At 63.2% G+C, this 19,354-nt stretch carries 19 protein-coding genes; 15 read left to right on the forward strand and 4 right to left on the reverse strand.

Going from position 1 to position 19,354, the window contains the following annotated elements; all coding sequences use genetic code 11:
• Positions 1-116 precede the first annotated feature (116 nt).
• Both AHA_RS07280 and AHA_RS07285 read right to left on the reverse strand, forming a co-directional pair.
• The gene (locus AHA_RS07280; protein WP_011705348.1) at positions 117-836 is read right to left on the reverse strand and encodes a DUF1566 domain-containing protein; all 720 of its coding nucleotides are present in this window, start codon (positions 834-836) and stop codon (positions 117-119) included.
• 1 nt (position 837) lies between these two features.
• Positions 838-3,924 (reverse strand): DUF1566 domain-containing protein, encoded by a 3,087-nt coding sequence (locus AHA_RS07285; protein WP_011705349.1) that lies wholly within the window; start codon positions 3,922-3,924, stop codon positions 838-840.
• A gap of 222 nt (positions 3,925-4,146) precedes the next feature.
• On the opposite strand from AHA_RS07285, the gene AHA_RS07290 reads away from it, so the two are divergent.
• Genes AHA_RS07290 through flpL form a run of 13 tightly spaced genes read left to right on the forward strand, consistent with a single transcriptional unit; the run spans position 4,147 to position 14,999 of the window.
• Entirely contained in the window at positions 4,147-4,350 is a 204-nt protein-coding gene (locus tag AHA_RS07290; protein ID WP_011705350.1) for a Flp family type IVb pilin, read from the forward strand.
• Complete coding sequence (locus AHA_RS07295) at positions 4,350-4,763, forward strand: A24 family peptidase (RefSeq protein ID WP_172583077.1); 414 nt, start codon at positions 4,350-4,352, stop codon at positions 4,761-4,763. Before AHA_RS07290 ends, AHA_RS07295 begins: the two co-directional genes overlap by 1 nt.
• A gap of 9 nt (positions 4,764-4,772) precedes the next feature.
• A complete protein-coding gene (cpaB, locus tag AHA_RS07300; protein ID WP_011705352.1) occupies positions 4,773-5,663 on the forward strand; it encodes a Flp pilus assembly protein CpaB in 891 nt (296 codons plus the stop codon).
• Positions 5,664-5,682: 19 nt separating this feature from the next.
• Positions 5,683-7,080 (forward strand): type 4 pilus assembly secretin FlpC, encoded by a 1,398-nt coding sequence (gene flpC, locus AHA_RS07305; protein ID WP_011705353.1) that lies wholly within the window; start codon positions 5,683-5,685, stop codon positions 7,078-7,080.
• A gap of 11 nt (positions 7,081-7,091) precedes the next feature.
• The gene (gene flpD / locus AHA_RS07310) at positions 7,092-7,640 is read left to right on the forward strand and encodes a Flp fimbrial biogenesis protein FlpD (RefSeq protein ID WP_011705354.1); all 549 of its coding nucleotides are present in this window, start codon (positions 7,092-7,094) and stop codon (positions 7,638-7,640) included.
• 3 nt (positions 7,641-7,643) lie between these two features.
• Positions 7,644-8,777 (forward strand): AAA family ATPase, encoded by a 1,134-nt coding sequence (locus tag AHA_RS07315; protein ID WP_011705355.1) that lies wholly within the window; start codon positions 7,644-7,646, stop codon positions 8,775-8,777.
• Entirely contained in the window at positions 8,777-10,090 is a 1,314-nt protein-coding gene (locus AHA_RS07320) for a CpaF family protein (protein WP_011705356.1), read from the forward strand. Before AHA_RS07315 ends, AHA_RS07320 begins: the two co-directional genes overlap by 1 nt.
• Positions 10,087-10,971, forward strand: coding sequence for a Flp fimbrial biogenesis protein FlpG (gene flpG / locus AHA_RS07325; protein WP_011705357.1), 885 nt, complete (start codon positions 10,087-10,089; stop codon positions 10,969-10,971). Before AHA_RS07320 ends, flpG begins: the two co-directional genes overlap by 4 nt.
• A gap of 3 nt (positions 10,972-10,974) precedes the next feature.
• Positions 10,975-11,859 carry a Flp fimbrial biogenesis protein FlpH gene (flpH, locus tag AHA_RS07330; RefSeq protein ID WP_011705358.1) on the forward strand — a complete coding sequence of 295 codons (885 nt, stop codon included), beginning with the start codon at positions 10,975-10,977 and terminating at the stop codon, positions 11,857-11,859.
• A gap of 19 nt (positions 11,860-11,878) precedes the next feature.
• Positions 11,879-12,643, forward strand: coding sequence for a Flp fimbrial biogenesis protein FlpI (gene flpI, locus AHA_RS07335; RefSeq protein WP_011705359.1), 765 nt, complete (start codon positions 11,879-11,881; stop codon positions 12,641-12,643).
• Positions 12,640-13,113 (forward strand): Flp fimbrial biogenesis protein FlpJ, encoded by a 474-nt coding sequence (flpJ, locus tag AHA_RS07340; protein ID WP_011705360.1) that lies wholly within the window; start codon positions 12,640-12,642, stop codon positions 13,111-13,113. Before flpI ends, flpJ begins: the two co-directional genes overlap by 4 nt.
• Complete coding sequence (flpK, locus tag AHA_RS07345) at positions 13,110-13,616, forward strand: type 4 pilus assembly pseudopilin FlpK (protein WP_011705361.1); 507 nt, start codon at positions 13,110-13,112, stop codon at positions 13,614-13,616. Before flpJ ends, flpK begins: the two co-directional genes overlap by 4 nt.
• Positions 13,617-14,999 (forward strand): Flp fimbrial protein FlpL, encoded by a 1,383-nt coding sequence (gene flpL / locus AHA_RS07350; protein WP_011705362.1) that lies wholly within the window; start codon positions 13,617-13,619, stop codon positions 14,997-14,999.
• 64 nt (positions 15,000-15,063) lie between these two features.
• Here flpL and yiaY read toward each other — a convergent pair whose 3' ends face one another.
• Positions 15,064-16,215, reverse strand: a complete 1,152-nt coding sequence (gene yiaY, locus AHA_RS07355; RefSeq protein ID WP_011705363.1) for an L-threonine dehydrogenase — start codon at positions 16,213-16,215, stop codon at positions 15,064-15,066.
• A 392-nt stretch (positions 16,216-16,607) separates the two neighbouring features.
• Between yiaY and udp the strand changes: the two genes are divergently transcribed.
• Positions 16,608-17,363, forward strand: a complete 756-nt coding sequence (gene udp, locus AHA_RS07360; RefSeq protein ID WP_011705364.1) for a uridine phosphorylase — start codon at positions 16,608-16,610, stop codon at positions 17,361-17,363.
• A 117-nt stretch (positions 17,364-17,480) separates the two neighbouring features.
• Here udp and AHA_RS07365 read toward each other — a convergent pair whose 3' ends face one another.
• A complete protein-coding gene (locus AHA_RS07365) occupies positions 17,481-18,245 on the reverse strand; it encodes an RluA family pseudouridine synthase (protein ID WP_164927589.1) in 765 nt (254 codons plus the stop codon).
• A 151-nt stretch (positions 18,246-18,396) separates the two neighbouring features.
• Between AHA_RS07365 and rihA the strand changes: the two genes are divergently transcribed.
• On the forward strand, positions 18,397-19,332 hold the full coding sequence (rihA, locus tag AHA_RS07370; protein ID WP_011705366.1) for a pyrimidine-specific ribonucleoside hydrolase RihA: 936 nt from the start codon (positions 18,397-18,399) through the stop codon (positions 19,330-19,332).
• Positions 19,333-19,354 lie beyond the last annotated feature (22 nt).

Genomic DNA, 19,354 nt, shown 5'->3' on the forward strand with positions numbered 1-19,354 from the left:
AGTTCAGATCATCCATTCAAGTCTTTTACGCTGGCCGAATCATACCTACTCCCTTGGCGGAAGTAAAAGCCATGGAAAAAATAGCCAGAGGGTGCCTGGCCCTCTGGCCGATGGGATCACTCCTCTATGGTTGGGATGGGGCGGACCAGCCGCAGCATGACGCTGGATATTCCTATTCCGCCAACGTTGAAGGTTTCCCCGCTGCCGGCAAAGTTCAGAAAGTCGTATCCTTCCCCCCCCGAGCTGTCTGAACCAAAGGCGATGTTGGTCAGTGCCCAAAGTTGTTGTTCAGCTGCGCGACATGCAGTTCTGACATCATCGGGAGCCTCGATCCACTGTTTGGTTACCTCATCCCACTTGGGCGCCGCGTCAGCACACAGGGTTTCCTTGTCTGCCGCTATCTGTGATTGGAGGGATGTCGAAGGGTAACCTTGTGCCGCATAAATGGCCGGCTGGCACTGGTTGTTGTAGAGGGTAAACAGCTCCTTGATGTCGGGGGCCCGCCAGGGGTGTGCTGGTATGCCAAGCCGGTCGTTGGCCTGTTTGATAATGCCCATCAAGGGATTGTCTTCAACGTTGGCGCGGGTTGAAATAAACGTGGGTGTGCCTTCGCAGCCGGTGCCATCGGCACTGGCGTGCTGACCATAGGGACAATAGAGCCACTGCAGACCGGTGGATCTGTCGTTGACCACGTTCAGCTTGCCCTCGGCCGTGTCGATCTGTTCGCTGACGAAGCGGCGGTTGTCGTCCTGATAGCCAGGCAGACATTCGCGTGCCTGGCTGGTGAGCGGCAACAGGGTGGTGATCAACAATAGGGGGGGGAAATAGCGGTGCATCTTATTCTCCTGTGACCTTGAAGCCATCGCTGACCAGCATGACGTAATGGGGTTGATACTGGCGGGCGATACTGCCTCTGAGGTCAGAGCTGGGTCGTACCTTGTAGGCATCCGGCCCGCCATCATCCTTGTTCCAGGTACCGACCGGGCGGCTCACCGGCATGACATCGGCCGTCCAGAAGCCGTAGAAGATGCCTTCCAGCTCATTCCACTTGCCGTAGGTGTATGCCAGGCCGGAATAGAGCGGGAAATAGCGGGTGTCGAGTGCTATGGGGTTCTCCTTGGTCAGGGTCATGATGCCGTAGAACTCCTGCTGGCTGGGGGCGCGCCAGTTGCCAAGACCACATAGCTTGCTTCGATTGACCAGCGTGGTCTGGCGTTTCAGGTTGCAACGGCTTCTGTCGCTGACCAGGGTGCCACTTTGCGGGTCATAGCAACTGCCGTTGAAGGCGTTGTCGCTCTGGATGTCGTCATAGGCAAACAGGCTCTTGTCATCGTGCAGGGAGGACTCCCCATCCTTGTGCTGCACCTTGGTTTCCCACACCAGGCCGCTCAAGGCGTCGGCCACGCAGGCGAAGGGCAACTGCTTGTAGGAGAGATCCTGACGAGGCAGAGGTTGGCCCTGGCTGTCCAGCTTGATGTAGCGAGCGCCAAGTACCCCATCCTGATTGCTGTTGACGGCCTGGCCGCTCAGGGGATCGCAGCGGTTGTCGAGATCCCGCCCCCGCTTGCCGTCATCGTCTCCCATGCTGTGGGTGATGCGGGTATCGGCCACATGCAGCTGGCCCGCCCGATAGTGCAGCGGGGCGCTGATAGTACCGCCTTCGCCCATCACCCTTATCTGGTAGTCCTGATAGCGAGCGAGCCCGCTCAGGGTAATGCGAGTCTGCTGGCTGCTAGCTTGCTGCTCGGCGTGTTCAATATGCTCGAACGGGGTGCGTCCCCAGCCAATCCGGTACTGACTCGCCCCCTCCTGGGGTTGCCAGCCGAGGGTGACCCAGTGGCTGTCATCCTGTTCCTTGCCTTGGCCCAGAATGGCCAGCCCGATCACCTGATCCGACAGTACCTCGCGCTGACAGACCGCAGAGATGGGGCTGTTGGGGTAGGGGGTGATCCAGCTGCCCGGTGTGCTGGTGCCGGGATAGAGAGGGGCATCGCTCTCCGAGTTGCGGATAAGGCCAGCCGCCGCCTTGATGATGTGGGAGATGTTTTTGTCGCTCTGGTTGTTGAGCAGGGGGCCAAGCCCGCTGTTGTCGGCGAGAGCTGTCTCCAGCTTGAACAGATCTGGTATCTGGTTGTCACGGGAGACGGTGGAATACTCATTGGCCATGTTGATCTCCAGCCAGCTCAGCAGTTGCTGGCGAAAATCCGTGCCTTCGATCAGGTTGACGGGCTGTTGCCAGAGCTCCCCCTCGGCTTGCAGGGCGACCATGGCCGCCAGCAGCTCGACCTGATGCCTCGGCAGCGCCTTGAGTTTTTGATCCAGCTCCGCCAGGGTCCAGGCTTGCCAGCCCAGGAATGAGCCCATACCGGCACTGAGGGTGGTTTTGAGCAGCAAGGCTTGTTGAGCCGTGCTGGTATAACCCACCTGCAGGCGCGGGAATTCGCCGGCGGTGAGGATGCCGTCCCGGTTGCTGTCCTGCTTGACCAGCTCGCACAGGGAGCCCAGGACGGATCGCAACTCCACCTCGCTCTGCCCATCCAGTACCACCAGGGTAAGGGTGTCCTGCATCAGGTCGTCGCTGGTGTCGCTCTTGCCTGGCTGGCAAGTGGCGAAGCTGTTGTTGAGATCCGGCAAGGTGAGGGTGAGGCTGTACCGGTTGCCTTGCTTGACGGCGAGCCCGTCAAGCATCTGGCCATCCTGGGCCCGGATGGGGAGTCGCAGTGGCCGGATGGGGCGTTCCGGTTTGAAGTAGTACTGGTTAAGGCCATCGTGATTCGGCTTGGCGCCGATCTCCACCGTGATCGTCGGCTCGGCAAGGCGTGAAGGGAATATCCCCTGCAGGGTCAGCTGGCGGTGGGGATGGAAGGTGGTGAGCAACTGATAGGCCGGGGATCGGGTATCCAGGGTCGCCATGGCCTTGCTGGCTGCGACCAGTTTGGTCTCGGTATCGACAGGCAGTGCCGTCCCCTGCTGGGCGGCATAGTGCAACAGCCCTTCTTGCAGTGTGCTGCCCGGCAGTGACTGCTGGCGGGCGATCACATGCCCGGCCAGCCTGGTGAGCTCGCTGGCAGGCAGTGGGATATCACCATCCAGCACGAGCTGCAGCAGTGCGGTCAGTTCGCGAGCGAAGCCGTGATTGAGGTGTGGATCGCTGACCAGCAGAGCCGTGACATCCTGCTTGCCCTCCCGTTTTTGCAGTGCCGTGGTGAGGCTCTGGTATGCCAGCAGCATGGGGGAAAGGTGCAGGTGGGGTACCTCCTGCTCGGTAATGATGCCATCCCCATTCTGATCCTGTCTGAGCAGTTGCTTCAACGAGGGCAGTTGGCTGCTGAGGATGGAGGCACTCTGCTGGCGGTGGCTGGCGGTCAGGCTCAGTGGTTTATCCTGCGGCCACTGACTCAGCTTGAGCTTTAAATCAAAGCTGCCGTCGGCCCGGATATTGGCAGGCGTACAGACCTTGTCGGCGCAGAGCTGAATCGCGAATTGGGCCCCCTGCTGGTGGCTGACGGACAGCGTGCCCGCCAGATCCAGGCTGGTGGGTTGATGGGGCTGGTCTGGCTCCTTGTCCGGTTGATCCGGAGATGTGGGCGGGGTCACAGTACCTGTGTTGCCTGTGTTGCCTGTGTTGCCTGTGTTGCCTGTGTTGCCTGTGTTGCCTGTGTTGCCTGTGTTGCCTGTGTTGCCTGCGTTGCCGCTACCGCTCCCCGAATTTGTGTTGTTATGGTTGGTCCCGGTGTCCTTATCGGGTGTCGAGGTGGCGGGGTCCGTGGTGGTGGGCTGCGTGGTCTGACTGCCGCCGTTATTGCCGTTGGCATTGTTGTTGCCGTTATTTCCTTCCTGACCCGGGGTGCCCAGCTCGGCCTTGCATGCCAGCAAGGCCAGGCAGCAGAGGGCCAGGGACAGTGATCGCGTTGTCCTGAACAAGATCGACTCCATTATAGTGATTTAGGTTATTAATCAGGCAAGTCAGCTATTTATTGCTATTTTCATCAATAAAGCAGACTTATTTGCTGTTTTATTTATCAAAAAGACAAATTCACTCTGCGAATTATTTCTAAAAATGATAATGATATTGATTCTCGTTTAAGATCTCAATATGATGTTTCCGCTGTTTAATTTCAGGCATAAAAAACAGGGACACTAAAAATGGACATGCGAGTTTGGGATTACCTTGGGGATTATCTGAAGGATGACACCGGCGCCACGGCGATCGAGTACGGCATTCTGGCAGCCGGGCTGGCGGCCGGGATCCTGGCCATTTTCGGATCGGACGGGATCTTTATCACGGCCTTGAAGGAGAAGTTCACCACCATAGTGGCCGGGTTGAATATGGATGCCGCTGGCAAGTGATGGCGCCCGGGCAATGGCTGGCCATCCTGATGGCGTGCTGGTGCCTGGTCAGCGACCTGTTTGAACGGCGGACCCCGAACCTGGCGGTGCTGCTACTGGCACTCTGGGCACTTTGGTTGCTGCCGTTCAATCTGCTCTCGCTGAGCCTGGCTCTGCTGACCTTGCTGCTGGGACTGTTTGCCTATCACAGGGGCTGGTGCGGGGCCGGCGACAGCAAGTTGCTGGCGGTCTGCCTGTATGGCGCGTCTGAACGCTGGCCCGAGCTGCTGCTCTGGATGGCGCTCTCGGGCGGCGTACTCAGCCTGGTTTGTCTGGCTTATGCCCGTTTGCGGCCATTTCCCGGCCCCGTCACTGTGCCTTATGGATTCGCCATCCTGTGGGCGGCGAGTCTGACCACTCCTCTATTTATGTAGTCACACCCAATGAAGAAATTCTTCTCTCTTATCGCTGCACTGCTGGTGCTGGCGGCGATGCTGGCTGCCTTCTGGCCGGTTGAACCGGCGCCGCAGACGGCTGTGCCACCGGGCGAACAGGCGCCGGAGCCAGCCGCTTCGGCCCGCCTCGCCCAAGTGCTGGTGGCGGCTCACCGGGTACAAGCCGGCGCCTTTATTCATCCCGAGGATCTGGTCTGGCAAACCCTGCCTGCCGCCGAGGAGATGAACCTGCCCGGGCTCTTCCTGTTCGGGTTTACCGATACCAAGGCGCTCAAGGGCAGTCTGGTCACCCGCACGCTGGAGGCGGGCCAGATCGTCTCGGCCGATGATCTGGTGCGCCCCGAGCAGAGCCATTATCTCTCCGCCATGATGGCCCCCGGCATGCGGGCCGTGACCCTGGCGCTGGGACGGGAGGCGGCCAGTCATGGCCTGATCCGGCCCGGCAACCGGGTGGATGTGATCCTCACCAGCAAGCATACCCACCAGCGCAATGCGCAGGGGGCCGAGGTGACCAGCAAGCAGTCGGCAGAGATCATCCTGACCGACATCAAGCTGCTGGCCATCGATGCCCAGGTCACCGATATCGCAGCACTCAACGGCACAGTGGCGGCGCAGGACAACTTCGATCAGGTCGCCGTGACCTTCGAGCTGGCCCCGAGCGCGGCGGCCCGATTGTTGCTGGCTCATCGGCTCGGGGAGCTGGCCCTGGTGCTGCGCTCGGCCCAGGCCGCCCCGACGGGCAGTGAGGCCGTGACCCTGCCAGCAGGGAGCCTGATATGGGCCGAACAGGTGGCCCGTGGCCAGAACCCGAGGGCCCTGCCTGGTCACGGCGTCCGGATCAGCTATGGCGACGGCAACGACCGTAACCGCCAACCTTAATCAACTCAGAAAGGACACGATGTTGCGAACACTCGCCATGGTGCTCGCCCTGCTGCCGTTATGGGCAGTGGCGGCCGAGAGCCTGACTCTCACCCCAGAGCAGTCCACCCTGCTCAATTTCGATGAACCCGTGCTGGATGCCTTCGTCGCCAACTCCGAGTTGGTACGGGTACACAGCCCCTCCGATCAGCAATTGCTGATCTATGGCCGCAAGGTTGGCCGCACCGATCTGGTGGTGACGGCCCTGGATGGCCGCACTCTGGGTCACTACCGGGTACAGGTGGTGGCGGATCTCGCCCCCCTCAAGCAGCTGGCCAGGCAGCATTTTCCCCAAAGCCGACTCAGCTTCAGCGAGTCTGGCGGCGCCATAGTGGTGGCGGGGGAGGTGACCAGTCCGCTGCAGGCCCACGAGATCCTGACCATGGTGGAGGGGTTCGCCAAGGGTATCCAGCCGCAGGGGAGTGCCCTGGGCACGACAGCCCCCGTCCCGCCCCAGACTGGTAGCCAGGATGAGGGGGCCGCGGTCGCCGGTGGCGGCAGCGGGCAATATGCTCACGTCATCAACCAGTTGCGTCTGGCGGGATCGGATCAGATCAACATATCGGTACGCATCGTCGAGATGCAGCGTACGACCAGCGAACAGCTGGGATTGCGCTGGAGTGCCATGGGGGAGTATCTGCAACTGGGGGTCTCGCCGGGTAACCGCTTCCCCAAACCTGCCGAACGGGGCAGTTGGGGAGGCAAGAAGGATGTGGTCTACATCAACGCCATCATAGATGCGCTGGTGGAGAACAGTCTGGTCAATGTGCTGGCAGAGCCGAACCTGACCGCAAAATCCGGTGAAGCCGCCACCTTCATGTCCGGCGGCGAGTTCCCCTTTCCGGTAGGCAATGGGGACAACGGCCCGGAGATCGAGTTCAAGAAGTTCGGCATCTCGCTGGAGCTGACTCCCACTTTGCTCGACAACAACCGCATCAGCCTGACGGTGTCACCCGAGGTGTCGACCCTGAGCCGGGAGAACAGCGTCTCCATCGCCGGGGTGGTGGTGCCAGGCATAGAAACCCGTCGTACCACCACCACCATAGAGCTGGCGGATGGGCAGAGTTTCGCCCTGGCCGGTCTGGTGCGAACCCATCGCAACCAGAGCAGCGAGGCCCTGCCTTTCCTTGGCGAGATCCCCGGGCTGGCCCCCTTCTTTGGCAGCAACGGCTTCAAGAACCAGGAGAGCGAGCTGGTGATCATCGCCACCGCCCGACTGGTGCAGCCCACCAGCGATCCCCTCTCCCTGTCGACACCGCTGGATCACTATCGGGCGCCGAGCCGGTTCGAGCGGCTGTTCTTCACCGACATGGGCTCAACCGAGCGACCGGGCGCACAAGCTACCCGCCTGTTCGGCAACTATGGCTACAGCTACTGAGGGAAGTGACCATGTTAAAAGAGACACTGCTGCTGGCCCTGGCGTTACCGCTGCTGGCCTGTACCACTCATCCCCCCGCAGCCCCGCTCACGGATCGGCTGCAGTTCCGGGTTGCCCCGTCGCAACTGCAACAACGGCTGCAATGGCAGCTAGCCCCGCTGGCCAACAGGCTGGAATCCGGCTCCCTGCACCTGCGGATCACGGGCCCGCAACCCGGGAGCCATGAGCCGACAGCGGAGGCGCTGCGCCAGCAGCTGGCCCTGTGGCTGGCGCTGGAGACCCGCCTCACCTTCATTCCGGCGGCCCGGCAAGAGTATGAGGTCGAACTTGACGCCACCCTGCAACCCGAGACCTGCCGCTATGCCCTGGGGGTCTCCCCGCCATCCCCCAGCGCCTGCCTGGTGCTGCGCAACCAGTACCGCGCCCAGAGCCATGTCGAACACTGGGCCCGCGGCGCCCGCTATGACGGCAGTGGCAGTGCCCTCGATGCCGGCGCCGTGCAGCGCCTCTATCAGGGCAAGGCCAAATCGGCCAAGAAACAGCAGACGACGGGGGAGTAGTGAATGAGTGAACAAGTCAAACAGCTGGTGGCCGTCACCCGCCAGCCTGCTCTGAGTGCCGGGGTCGACCAGGTACTGGCCCGGCTGACCGAGGTCGAAACCCGGCAGGTCCGGGGCTCCCTGGCGGAGGCCAGGGCCCACTGCCTGACGCAAGGGGCCCCCGATATTCTGCTGGTGGAGGTGGAGAACCCGCAGACGCTAGCGGCCGATCTGGCCGCCCTCGCCGAGTGTTGTCCACCCCAGATGCGGCTGGTACTGCTGGGGGAGCGGGGGGATGTGACCCTGTTTCGCTGGCTGATTTCGGTGGGGGTGGATGATTACTATCCGGCACCGCTGGATCCCGATGCCCTGCGCACCGGCCTGTTGCGTCTGCTGGGGGTCCCCCTTGCCACCTCGTTGCGCAAGGGGCGGGTGATCTGCGTGGTGGGTGCCGCCGGCGGGGTGGGCACCAGCACTGTGGCCGCCAACCTGGCCATGGCGTTGGCCGACCTGCATCACCGCCAGGTTGCGCTGCTGGATCTCAATCTTCACCACAGTCGCCACCCCATACTGCTGGGCAGCGACTATGCCCCTCCCGGCGAGCAGTGGTGGCAGGCGACCGAGCGGCTCGATGGTACCCTGCTGGCGCATACCGCCCATCAGCTTGGACCCAGACTCTTTCTCTTCTATGACGAGGGGCAGCAGCTGGTGCTCGGTGCCGAACAGCTGGTGGCGGCGGTCAATGTGATGGCGGAGCACTACAGCACCCTCATCATAGATGTGCCGGATCTGCGCAGTCATGCGCTGCAGGCCTTGTTGCAGCAGGCTGACGTGGCGATCTGGCTGCACGATTTCAGTCTGGGGGCGCTGCGGCTGCTGGGGCAATTCCCGCAAGGCGGGCCGGCCCAGCGCCGTCTGCTGGTGGGCAACAACTGTCGTGGCAAGGAGGGTCGGGTACCGGCGCAGGCGCTTGAGCGTGTCTGTGGTCAGCCCCACGCCGCCGTGCTGCCCTACGATCATGGCGCCTTCGTGCGCGCCGAGCGAGCCGGGCAGCCGTTGATCCAGCAAAAGAGCAAGCTGGCTCGCGCCCTCACGTCACTGGCCGCCGAGCTGGTGGGAGCTCAGGTCGCGGGACGAGCCCGGGGCGGGAGGCGCTGATGTTTGGACAAGCCAATAGCCGACAGCCGTCGGTGTCAGGGGCACTGCTCACCCTGTCTGATGCCGCGCGGGAGGCTTTCTACGAGCTGGTCGAACCCTCGGTGGCGGCGACCTTGCCGCGCGCCGCGCTGCTGGAGCGGGTGGCCAGTGCCCTCGCACAGCTCTCGGCCCGTCGCATGCTGCCCTACAACCGCCAGGAGCTGACTCAGCTCGCCCGCCAGCTGGTGGACGAGATGGTGGGGGTGGGGCCGCTGCAACCCCTGCTCGATGATCCCGAGGTATCGGACATTCTGGTCAATGGCCCGGACCAGGTCTATGTGGAGCGGCACGGCAAGCTGACCCTGTCGGGCGTGCGTTTTCGTGACCGCCAGCATGTGTTCAACGTGGCGCAGCGGATCGTCAATGCGGTGGGGCGGCGGGTGGATGAGTCCACCCCCATGGTGGATGCCCGGCTGGCCGATGGCAGCCGGGTCAACGTCATTGCCCCCCCCATCGCTCTGTGCGGCACCACCATCTCCATTCGCAAATTTCCCAGCGCCCGTCTGACCCTGGCCCATCTGGTGGAGAAGGGGGCCCTGTCCGATGCCATGGCCCGTTTTCTGGGGCTGGCGGCGCGCAGCCGCTTCAATGTGCTCATCTCGGGGGGGACGGGCTCGGGCAAAACCACCTTGCTCAACGCCCTGAGCAAGCACATCAATGACGACGAGCGGATCATCACCATAGAGGATGCCGCCGAGCTCTCCCTCGAACAGCCTCACTGGGTGCCGCTGGAGACCCGCAACGAGAGTGCCGAGGGCAAGGGGGAGGTGAGTGTTCGCGCCCTGGTGCGCAACGCCCTGCGGATGAGGCCGGACCGGATCATTCTGGGGGAGGTGCGCGGTGCCGAGGCGTTTGACATGTTGCAGGCGATGAACACGGGCCATGACGGCTCACTCTGCACCCTGCACGCCAACACCCCTGAAGATGCGCTGCTGCGTCTGACCAACATGTTGCAGATGGGGGCTGAGCGGCTCTCTGAGCAGATCATCCAGGCCCAGATCGCCAGCGCAGTGGATCTGGTGGTGCAACTGGAACGGATGCGTGACGGTCAGCGCCGCATCACCGCCATCAGCGAGATCACCGAACTGGCAGAAGGACAAATCCGGATGCGGCCGCTGTTTCGCTTCGTGCTGGAGTCCGAGCTGCACGGCAAGCTGCAGGGGCGCTTCAGCGTCTACCCTCTCTCGGCCGCAGTAGCAGAGAAAGCCCGTCAGGCCGGCTTGCTGAGCGAGCTGCAATCCTGCATGGCGGGCGACGGGGAGCCAGTCTCATGAACACGCTCATTCTGGTGTGCCTCTGCTGGGGGCTGGCCTGTCTGCTGCTCTGGCAATGGCAGAGCCGATGCGATGCCTGGCAGCAGCAGTGTCAACGTTATGGCCATCAACCCGCGCAACAGAAGAGGGCAAGGCCACGGCCCCACTGGCATCAGCAGATGGTGACCATGGTGGGCCAGGAGCAGCTGACCCGCTGGACCTGGCAGGGCCCGGCAGGGGCGGCCCTGACCTGCGTCTTGCTGGCGGCCAATGGCATGCCGCTCTGGCTGGCGGTGTTGTTGGCGGCAGGGGGGGCTCTGGCTCTTGGGCTGGTGCTCTATCAGCAACTGCAACAGCGGGCGCTGGAGCAGTTTCGAACCCGGTTGCCCGAGGTGATCGACGGCATGATACGGGCGCTGCGGGTGGGGGCGCCGCTGGCGGATATCTTCCTGCTGGTGGCCCGCCAGCAGCGCGGTTTGATGTCTCGGCTGTTTGCCCAGATGCACGACGAGTTGCAGGTCGGCCAGCCGGTGGCGCAGGTGATGCAGCAGGCGGCTGGCCGGGTCGCGGTGGCCGAGTTCCAGTTTCTGACCATAGTGCTCAGCCTGCAGCAGGAGACAGGAGGCCGCCTCTCCGAGGTGCTGGCGCAACTGGTGGAGACTCTGCGTGCCCGCCAGACCCTGGCGGCCAGCATCCAGACCATCACGGCCGAGAGCCGCAATGCCGCCAAGGTACTGGCAGCGCTCCCCGTCATCATACTGCTGGTGCTGTTCACCACAGGGCGGGAGCACTTCACCTATCTGATGACCACGACCAGCGGCCAGTGGGTGCTGGGCTATGTCTCCATCAGCGTGGCGGTCGGGCTCTGGCTCATCCGTCGCCTCACGCGTCTGCAGGGGTAGCCCATGACGGTCATGCAACTTTTTGGATTGGCGCTGAGCTGTTTCGCGCTGGCCGCGTTTGCCGGCTGGCATGGTTACCGGCAGCAGCAGCAGTGGTTGGCCCAGAGCCGTCGCTATGGCCCGCCTCGTCAAGGCAGGGAGGTGGCGCGGGACTGGCTGTCCTGGTGCGGTCGTGGTTACCCGGTCGGTGCCCGGGAGCAGGCCCGCTTGCAGCAGCTGCTGGCGCAGGCGGGGATCTTCTCCCGCCATGGCTTTGACCGGCTCAGGGCGGCCAAGCTGTTGGGCGGGCTGGGAGGGGCTATGGCGGTCTTGCTGTGGCGTCTGCTGGCGGCGCCCGCCGACGGCTTCACCCTGATGTGGGTGCTGGTGGCCTATGTGGTGGGGGCCGGGGTGCCCGAGCGCTGGCTGCAATGGCGCGCCCGCAAGGTGAAAGCGGCGCAGCAGAAGGTGGTGCCCGATGCCATCGATCTGCTGGTGATCAGCGTCGAGGCGGGACTGGCCCTCGATCGGGCCCTGCTGCGGGTCGGTCACTATCTGGGGGCGCTGGAGCCTGGCCTGGCCCGCCAGTTTTTGCGCACCCATGCGGAGATCCAGATGCGCGGCGATCAGGCCGGTTGTCTGGCTCGACTCGCCTGGCGCACCGGCCTGCCCGAACTGGATCGTCTCGCCAATACCCTGCAGATGGCCCAGCAATACGGTTCGCCGCTGGCCGAGACCATGCGCACCATCAGCCAGGAGGCGCGCCAGATGCGCCGGCTGGCGCTGGAGGAGCAGGCAGGCTCCTTGCCGGGCAAGATCACCCTCATCCAGATGGCACTCATCATGCTGCCCATGCTGGTGCTGATCATCGCTCCCACCCTCAACTTGTTGATCAACAGCCTGCGCTGAGCGGGCCACAGGACTTGAAATGCGATCACGACTTCATCACCTGCTGCTGCTGGCCCTGCTCGGGCTGGCAGGTTGCAGCAATCACGGCGATACCCGGCAGCAAAGCCAGAGCAATGGCATGGCGGTAGCCAAGGCGGCGTTCGATTCAGCCCAGTATGACAAGGCGGAGCGGCTCTATCAGGCCTTGCTGGTGGACGATGCCAGCCTGGACGAGGCGCAACTGATGCTGGCCCGCACCCGCTATCAGCAAGACAAGAAACAGGCGGCGCGCGATGGCTTGCAGCAGTTGCTGGACAAGGGCGGCAAGCAGGGGGCTCAGGCCGCCCACTATCTTGGCAAGTTTCTGCTGGATGATGGCCTAACCGCTGAGGCTGCGCGAGTCTATCAGCAGGGGCTGGCGCTGGCCGGGCTTGCTCTGGACGAACGGGCGCGGCTCAGCAACGGTCTGGGGGTGGCCAGCTTGCAGCAGGGGGCGTTTGGCAAGGGGCGCCAGCAGTTTGAGGCGGCGGTGGCGGCGGCTCCCGACGAGCCCGACTATCGTGCCAACCTGGCATTGGGCTGGCTGATGGAGGGCAACAAGGTGGCGGCCCGGCAGGCATTCGAGCCCTTGTTGCACTACCAGAGCCTGCCACCGCGGGTGGAGATGAACTATGTCTTGCTGCTGCTGGCCGAGGGCAATGAGCCCCAGGCTCGCCTCATATTGTCGCGTTTTCTCAGCGCCAGTCAGCTGGAGCACGACATCAGGCTGCTCAAGGCACAGCTGGGGCGGGGGCGAGGGGCGTGAGAGGCCAGCGCGGGGTGGCCAGCATAGAGCTGGTGATCATATTGCCGCTGCTGCTGGCACTGCTGTTGCTGGTGGTGGATGTGCTGCGGGTGCATCTGCAATACAGCACCCTGGAGCATGGCTTGCGATCCGTGCTGCGTGAGCTGCAGGCCGAATCGGCAGCGGGGCGGATCCCCTCGGCCGACGGGATCCGCCTTCGCTTGCAGCAACGGGGGCGAGGGGAGCTGGACGCCGTGACGGTGAGCGTCAACCACCATGTGTCGCTGGAGGCCATGCTGGGCCAGGAGGAGGGCAGCCCGGATCCCGCCAGCGAAACCCGCTTGCCTGCGGATCCCGTGCTGGAGGTGACGGCCAGGATCCGTCCCCGTCTACAGCTCACCCCGTGCTGGCTGATTGACGAGCGCGAACTCAGCTATCGGAGCACCCTGCTGCTGCTCACCGACCGGCTACCGGCCGGAGGTGCAGGATGAGCCGTTGTTTCCGGCGGCGGTCATCTTCCGGCCCGGGCACCATGGGCGGCAGCATCAGCATGGAGGCGATGTGCTTCATTCCCGTGCTGCTGGCCCTGCTGAGCTTTGGCAATGAAGCACTGCAACTGCTGCGCCTGGAGCAACGTCTGCACAATGTGGCCTACAACGTGACCCAGATAGTCACCCAGCAGGGCACGGGGCAAAATGCCGCCGCCGTGGCACAGCTGACCTTCTATCGGCGCTTCGTGCAGGGCCAGTTGTCTGCGCTGCAAGTAGGGCAGGCGGCACTGACCATAGAGCAATACAACAGCGCCAATGGCGAGCTTGTGCCCCTGTTGCAGGGCACTGGCTGCGCCGGGCAGGGCAACTGGCCGCCACTGCGGGTCGGCACCCTGATGCGGGTCACTCTCTGTTATCGCCTCGGGCAAGGGGAGGGTGGCATGTTCAGCCGGTTCTGGGCGGGTCGTACCCTGACCACCCACTTTATTCAGGAGATCCATTGAATGGGACTGCCCTTGCGCCAGGGGGGCGGGCTCTCCCCCACCTTCGCCCTGATGTTGACTGGCGTGCTGGCGCTGACCGGCGTGGTCATCGAGCTGGTGCGAGGCTACAGCGGCCAGAGCCTGCTCAGCGCGGCCGCCGATGCGGTGCTTTACTCGGCCGCCGACAGCGACAGTGCGGCGGAAGATGCCGCCGCGCTGGTTCGGGCCAATCTGGCGGGGCGCCATTTGCAGGTGGGCCCCCCCGCTCTGAGCCAGAACGAGCAGGAGGCTCAGGTCATCCTGCAGGGAGAGGTGCCGGCGCTGATGGCGCTCTCCGCCATCGGCACAAGCGGTGATCTGCCGGTAGCGGCGGCAGCCCGTGCCAGCAGTGCCCGTACTCGCATAGAAATTGCCCTGGTGCTGGATGTGTCCAACTCCATGTCCGGGGCACCTATGAAGGCGATCAAGCAGGGGCTGGCGGAGTTTGGCGAGGTGCTGTTTGGCCGCGAGCGGCGCAATCAGGACAGAGTGGTCAGCATCATTCCCGCCACCGGCCTGGTCAATATCGGGGATCACCCCGAACTGTTTCATCCAGAGAGCCTGACATTCCCCTTCGGATTGCAGACGCTGGCCCATGAGCGAGGCTGGAGCAATTTGCTGACTCGAGAAGTGCCGGGACGCCAGCGCAAGGCATTCTGCGCTCGCCTGCCGGAGCATGTGGACGGCATCGATCGGCTGGCCGAACTTACCCCGGGCTGGATCCGCAAGCTGGAACTGGCCCCGCGTGGTGAGGCGCAACCCCGCCTGCACTACAGCACCAAGCCGCCAGCCATCCAGCAGTATGAGGATGGTACTCCCCTGCGGGCGTTTGCCCCGCGGGAGAACCCCCTGGAGCGTTATCTGGAGAACCGGCGTGACAAGCTCGGCATCTTCGATGATCCGGATTGCGGGGTGAGCCCCATTCAGGCGCACCTGTCGACCCGGGCCGCGTATCGTCAGGCACTCGATACCCTCCATGCCGCCTTCAACACCAATACGGCCGAGGGGGTGATGTGGGGCTGGCGGCTGCTCTCGCCACAGTGGCAGGGTCGTTGGCAGCAGGGGGCCGCCGAACTGCCGCGCCCTTACGGGCAAGCGGATAACCGCAAGATCCTGGTGCTGTTCTCGGATGGGGAGCACATGGGGCCCGAAGCGGCGCTGAGGGATCGCAAACAACTGCTACTGTGTCGGGAGATGAAGCGCAAGGGGATCCAGGTCTATACGGTGGCATTCGAGGGGGATGCTCGTTTCGTGGCGCAGTGTGCCAGCGAACGCTCGCTGGCCTACAAGGCCACCAGCGGCAATATCAGGACAGTGCTGACCCGGCTGGCCAGCGCCATCAACGATGTGGTGCTGACAAAATAGTGCCATATGGTGCAAAAAAGAGGGGCCAAGTTTGGCCCCTCATCTCATCTGTCGAGCATCCGGTTTACATAGCGGCGCGGAAGATGGCGACGATCTCGGCGTGGCTTGCCTGTTTCGGGTTGGTGAAGCCGCAGGCATCTTTCAGGGCGTTCTCGGCCAGCAGGTTGAAGTCGTCGGCCTTGACGCCGAGCTGCTCCAGCCCGGCCGGGATCTTGACGTCGTGAGCCAGCTGCTGGATGGCGGCAATGGCGGCGGCGGCCCCTTGTTCGTCATTCATGGCGCTCACGTCCACCCCCATATGACGGGCCACGTCCTTCAGGCGAGCGGCGCACACCTGAGCGTTGTAGGCCTGCACGTGGGGCAGCAGTACGGCGTTGCACACCCCGTGCGGCAGGTCGTAGAAGCCGCCCAGCTGGTGGGCCATGGCGTGCACGTAGCCCAGGCTTGCGTTGTTGAAAGCCATGCCGGCCAGGAACTGGGCGTAGGCCATCTGTTCGCGGGCGTGCAGATCGTCGCCCTGATTGACGGCGGTGCGCAGGTGCTTGGCGATGAGCTGGATGGCCATGATGGCGCTGGCATCGGTCACCGGGGTGGCGATGGTGGAGACATACGCCTCGATGGCGTGGGTCAGCGCATCCATGCCGGTGGCGGCGGTGAGGCCGGCCGGCTTGGCCAGCATCAGCTCGGGGTCGTTGACCGACATTAGCGGGGTGACGTGCTTGTCGACGATGGCCATCTTCACGTGGCGAGCCTCGTCGGTGATGATGCAAAAGCGGGTCATCTCGGAGGCGGTGCCGGCGGTGGTGTTGATGGCGATGAGCGGCAGCTGCGGTTTGGCGGAGCGATCCACCCCTTCGTAATCCTTGATGCTGCCACCGTTGGCGGCCACCAGGGCGATGCCCTTAGCGCAGTCGTGGGGGGAGCCGCCGCCCAGCGAGATGACGCAGTCGCAGCCATTGGCCTTGAGCATGGCCAGGCCCGCTTCCACGTTGGTCATGGTCGGGTTGGGCTTGGTCTCGTCGAAAACTGCGCTTTCAATGCCATGTTCTGCCAGCAGGCCGGCGACCTTGGCGACCACGCCGATCTGGTTGAGGATCTTGTCGGTGACGATCAGCGCCTTGCGATGGCCATAACCCTTGATATCGGCTGCCGCTTCTTGCAGACAGCCTGCTCCCATCAGGTTGATTGCGGGAATGTAGAACTTGAATGTCGCCATGATGGACTCCGTTTTATTAGCCATTAAGTGGTATGCGGGCGCCAACATAACATCGTCAGAGGGGATGAAAAGGGGTCAATGGTATCTGCTTTGCAACTTTATGGACTCGATCACGTACCGGAAACATGGGGCGCGACAGGGATTGACAAGGGCCCTTGCCCGTTCGCGAATAGAAAAACGTTTTTCAATTAATTCATCAGGTTAGCAAACGTTTTGCGCCGAATTTGTCACTGTCAATGCAAGGAAGTGTGAGATGCTTCAAGGAATTGGAAAGCGCTTTCGACCATAGTTGGCGCCTCCCCGACGAGGGGAGTGAAGGCTTGAAAGTACCATAAAGAATCATCTTAACTTGCGCCCTGACCATGCTGGTGGGGAGCAACCAGGAGTCCACTATGTCTGATGTATTTCACTTGGGTTTGAAGAAAGCGGATCTGCAAGGCGCCACCCTGGCGATCGTCCCTGGTGATCCCGAGCGCGTGAAGCGCATCGCAGAGCTGTTGGATAACCCGGTGCACCTGGCCAGCCATCGTGAATTCACTACCTGGCGCGGCGAGATGGACGGCAAGGCCGTGATCATCTGCTCCACCGGTATCGGCGGCCCGTCCACTTCCATCGCGGTGGAAGAGCTGGCTCAGCTGGGCATCCGTACCTTCCTGCGCATCGGCACCACCGGCGCTATCCAGCCGCACCTGAACGTAGGCGACGTGATCGTCACCACCGGTTCCGTGCGCCTCGACGGTGCCAGCCTGCACTTCGCGCCGATGGAGTTCCCGGCCGTGGCCGACTTCGACTGCACTACCGCGCTGGTGAACACCGCCAAAGAGCTGGGTTCCAAGCTGCACATCGGTGTGACTGCCTCCTCCGATACCTTCTACCCGGGTCAGGAGCGTTACGACACCGTATCCGGCCGCGTCGTGAGCCGTTTCCAGGGTTCCATGAAAGAGTGGCAAGCCATGGGCGTGCTGAACTACGAGATGGAATCTGCCACCCTGCTGACCATGTGCACCAGCCAGGGCCTGCGCGCCGGTATGGTGGCTGGCGTCATCGTCAACCGTACCCAGCAGGAAATCCCGAACGCCGAGACCATGGCGAAAACCGAATCTGATGCCATCAAGATCGTACTGGGCGCTGCCCGCAAGCTGATCTGATAGCACCACACCGAGTGGGGGGTGGGGGCCGTTGCGAAAGCGCGGCCCCTATCTTTATCCGCCGTTTACCGCTTTGCCCCTCTTCTGCTTGCCTGCCCCTTGTTTCCCTGCTCCGGGTTACCCCGGTTGCCCCGTCATGGTCGCCAGCGCCAGCGCAAAGGGGGCCTCACTGCGGATCTGCATCGGCTCGCCGCTGACCGGATGGACAAAATCGAGTTCACTGGCGTGCAGCATCAGCCGCGGCGCCCGCTCGCAGCCGGGCGGCAGCAGGCCGCCATAGAGATCGCAGCCGAGAATGGGGTGGCCCAATTGCTGGCTGTGGATGCGCAGCTGGTGAGTACGGCCGGTCTCCGGCACCAGTCGCACCGAGGTCAGCGGCACTGTCTGTCCCTGAATTTGCTGCGCCAGCCGCTCAATCACTTGATAGCGGGAGCGGGCGGGTTTGCCGTTGACGGCGCAGATGCTCATCAGCGGAAACAGCGCCGGATCCTTGGCGATGGGGGCATCGATCACCCCTTCGTCTTTGGCCAGGTGACCGCACAGCAGGGCGCTGTAGGCCTTGCTTACCGCCCGCTGGCTGAACTGGCGGCAGAGCAGGGCGTTGATGGCCTTGTTCCTGGCCACCAGCATGATGCCTGAGGTACCAAAGTCGAGGCGATGGACCAGGGCGCAGCCGGGGTAAGCCTGCACCAGCCGATGGTGCACCGAGTCGAGGTTCTGCGGGTTCTTGCCCGACAGGCTCAGCAGGCCGCTCGGCTTGTTGATGAGCAGCAGATGTTCATCCTCGAACAGGATCTCGATGGTGGCCGCACAGGGCGGGGCGATGAAGGTGTCGATGATGACGGACATGGGGCGCACGGTTAGAAAAGGGAGGGGGATCATACCCGAACCGGCGAAGCGCGGCGAACTGACTTGAGTGCCGGCGGCAAGTGATTGATCTGTTTGGCCAAGGCGTTTTGTGACTCCCTCCAGAGTTAATCCTGCCGCTGCTTGCTAAAGTATGGCTCCCTGTCATGTTGTAAGGAGTCCGTCCATGGCGCTGCCCGTTATTCTCGATTGCGATCCCGGCCACGATGATGCCATCGCCCTCATCCTGGCGCTGGCCAGCCCCGAACTCAAGGTGCTGGCGGTCACCACCAGCGCCGGCAACCAGACGCCGGACAAGACCCTCAACAATGCCCTGCGCATCCTCACCCTGCTGGGGCGTGACGACATTCCGGTGGCGGCGGGGGCTCCCAAGCCGCTGGCCCGGGAGCTGATCATTGCCGACAACGTCCACGGCGAATCGGGTCTTGATGGCCCCAAACTGCCGGATCCGGGCTTTGCCCCCGTGGCCATGACCGCCCTTGAGCTGATGGCCAAGTGCCTGCGCGAGAGCCCTCAGCCCGTGACCCTGGTGCCGACCGGCCCGCTCACCAACATCGCCCTGCTGCTGGCGGCCCACCCCGAGCTCAAATCCAAGATCGCCCGCATCGTGCTGATGGGCGGCGCAGCGGGAGCAGGCAACTGGACCCCTGCGGCGGAATTCAATATTTATGTGGACCCGGAAGCGGCCGATATGGTGTTCAAGTCGGGGCTCCCCATCACCATGTGCGGGCTGGACGTGACCCATGAGGCGCAGGTGATGGACGAGGATATCGAACGGGTACGCGCCATCACCAATCCGGTGGCCCAGTGCGTGGCCGGGCTGCTCGACTTTTTCATGATCTACCACCGGGATCCCAAGTGGGGATTTGCTGGCGCGCCGTTGCACGACCCCTGTACCATTGCCTGGTTGCTGGCCCCCGCACTGTTTCACGGGGTCGAGTGCCGGGTCGATATCGAGACCGGCGGCACCCATACTAGCGGCATGACGGTGGTGGATCGTTACGGTCTGACCGGCAAAGCGGCCAATGCTCTGGTGTTGCTGGGGTTGGATCGGGCCGGTTTTATCGATCTGCTGGTCACGCGGCTGCGGGCCTTTGACTGAACGCAGTTCCACTCTTGCAAGA

The sequence above is a fragment of the Aeromonas hydrophila subsp. hydrophila ATCC 7966 genome, from assembly GCF_000014805.1.
GTDB classification, from domain to species: domain Bacteria; phylum Pseudomonadota; class Gammaproteobacteria; order Enterobacterales; family Aeromonadaceae; genus Aeromonas; species Aeromonas hydrophila.

What these genes read in the sequence shown, in the direction of transcription:
- AHA_RS07315 (WP_011705355.1), top strand. Translation starts at nt 7,644, where the DNA reads ATGAGTGAACAAGTCAAACAGCTGGTGGCCGTCACCCGCCAGCCTGCT.
- AHA_RS07280 (WP_011705348.1), bottom strand. Translation starts at nt 836, where the DNA reads ATGCACCGCTATTTCCCCCCCCTATTGTTGATCACCACCCTGTTGCCG.
- AHA_RS07290 (WP_011705350.1), top strand. Translation starts at nt 4,147, where the DNA reads ATGGACATGCGAGTTTGGGATTACCTTGGGGATTATCTGAAGGATGAC.
- flpH (WP_011705358.1), top strand. Translation starts at nt 10,975, where the DNA reads ATGACGGTCATGCAACTTTTTGGATTGGCGCTGAGCTGTTTCGCGCTG.
- AHA_RS07295 (WP_172583077.1), top strand. Translation starts at nt 4,350, where the DNA reads ATGGCGCCCGGGCAATGGCTGGCCATCCTGATGGCGTGCTGGTGCCTG.
- flpD (WP_011705354.1), top strand. Translation starts at nt 7,092, where the DNA reads ATGTTAAAAGAGACACTGCTGCTGGCCCTGGCGTTACCGCTGCTGGCC.
- yiaY (WP_011705363.1), bottom strand. Translation starts at nt 16,215, where the DNA reads ATGGCGACATTCAAGTTCTACATTCCCGCAATCAACCTGATGGGAGCA.
- flpL (WP_011705362.1), top strand. Translation starts at nt 13,617, where the DNA reads ATGGGACTGCCCTTGCGCCAGGGGGGCGGGCTCTCCCCCACCTTCGCC.
- AHA_RS07365 (WP_164927589.1), bottom strand. Translation starts at nt 18,245, where the DNA reads ATGATCCCCCTCCCTTTTCTAACCGTGCGCCCCATGTCCGTCATCATC.
- rihA (WP_011705366.1), top strand. Translation starts at nt 18,397, where the DNA reads ATGGCGCTGCCCGTTATTCTCGATTGCGATCCCGGCCACGATGATGCC.
- udp (WP_011705364.1), top strand. Translation starts at nt 16,608, where the DNA reads ATGTCTGATGTATTTCACTTGGGTTTGAAGAAAGCGGATCTGCAAGGC.
- flpI (WP_011705359.1), top strand. Translation starts at nt 11,879, where the DNA reads ATGCGATCACGACTTCATCACCTGCTGCTGCTGGCCCTGCTCGGGCTG.
- flpG (WP_011705357.1), top strand. Translation starts at nt 10,087, where the DNA reads ATGAACACGCTCATTCTGGTGTGCCTCTGCTGGGGGCTGGCCTGTCTG.
- AHA_RS07320 (WP_011705356.1), top strand. Translation starts at nt 8,777, where the DNA reads ATGTTTGGACAAGCCAATAGCCGACAGCCGTCGGTGTCAGGGGCACTG.
- flpK (WP_011705361.1), top strand. Translation starts at nt 13,110, where the DNA reads ATGAGCCGTTGTTTCCGGCGGCGGTCATCTTCCGGCCCGGGCACCATG.
- flpC (WP_011705353.1), top strand. Translation starts at nt 5,683, where the DNA reads ATGTTGCGAACACTCGCCATGGTGCTCGCCCTGCTGCCGTTATGGGCA.
- cpaB (WP_011705352.1), top strand. Translation starts at nt 4,773, where the DNA reads ATGAAGAAATTCTTCTCTCTTATCGCTGCACTGCTGGTGCTGGCGGCG.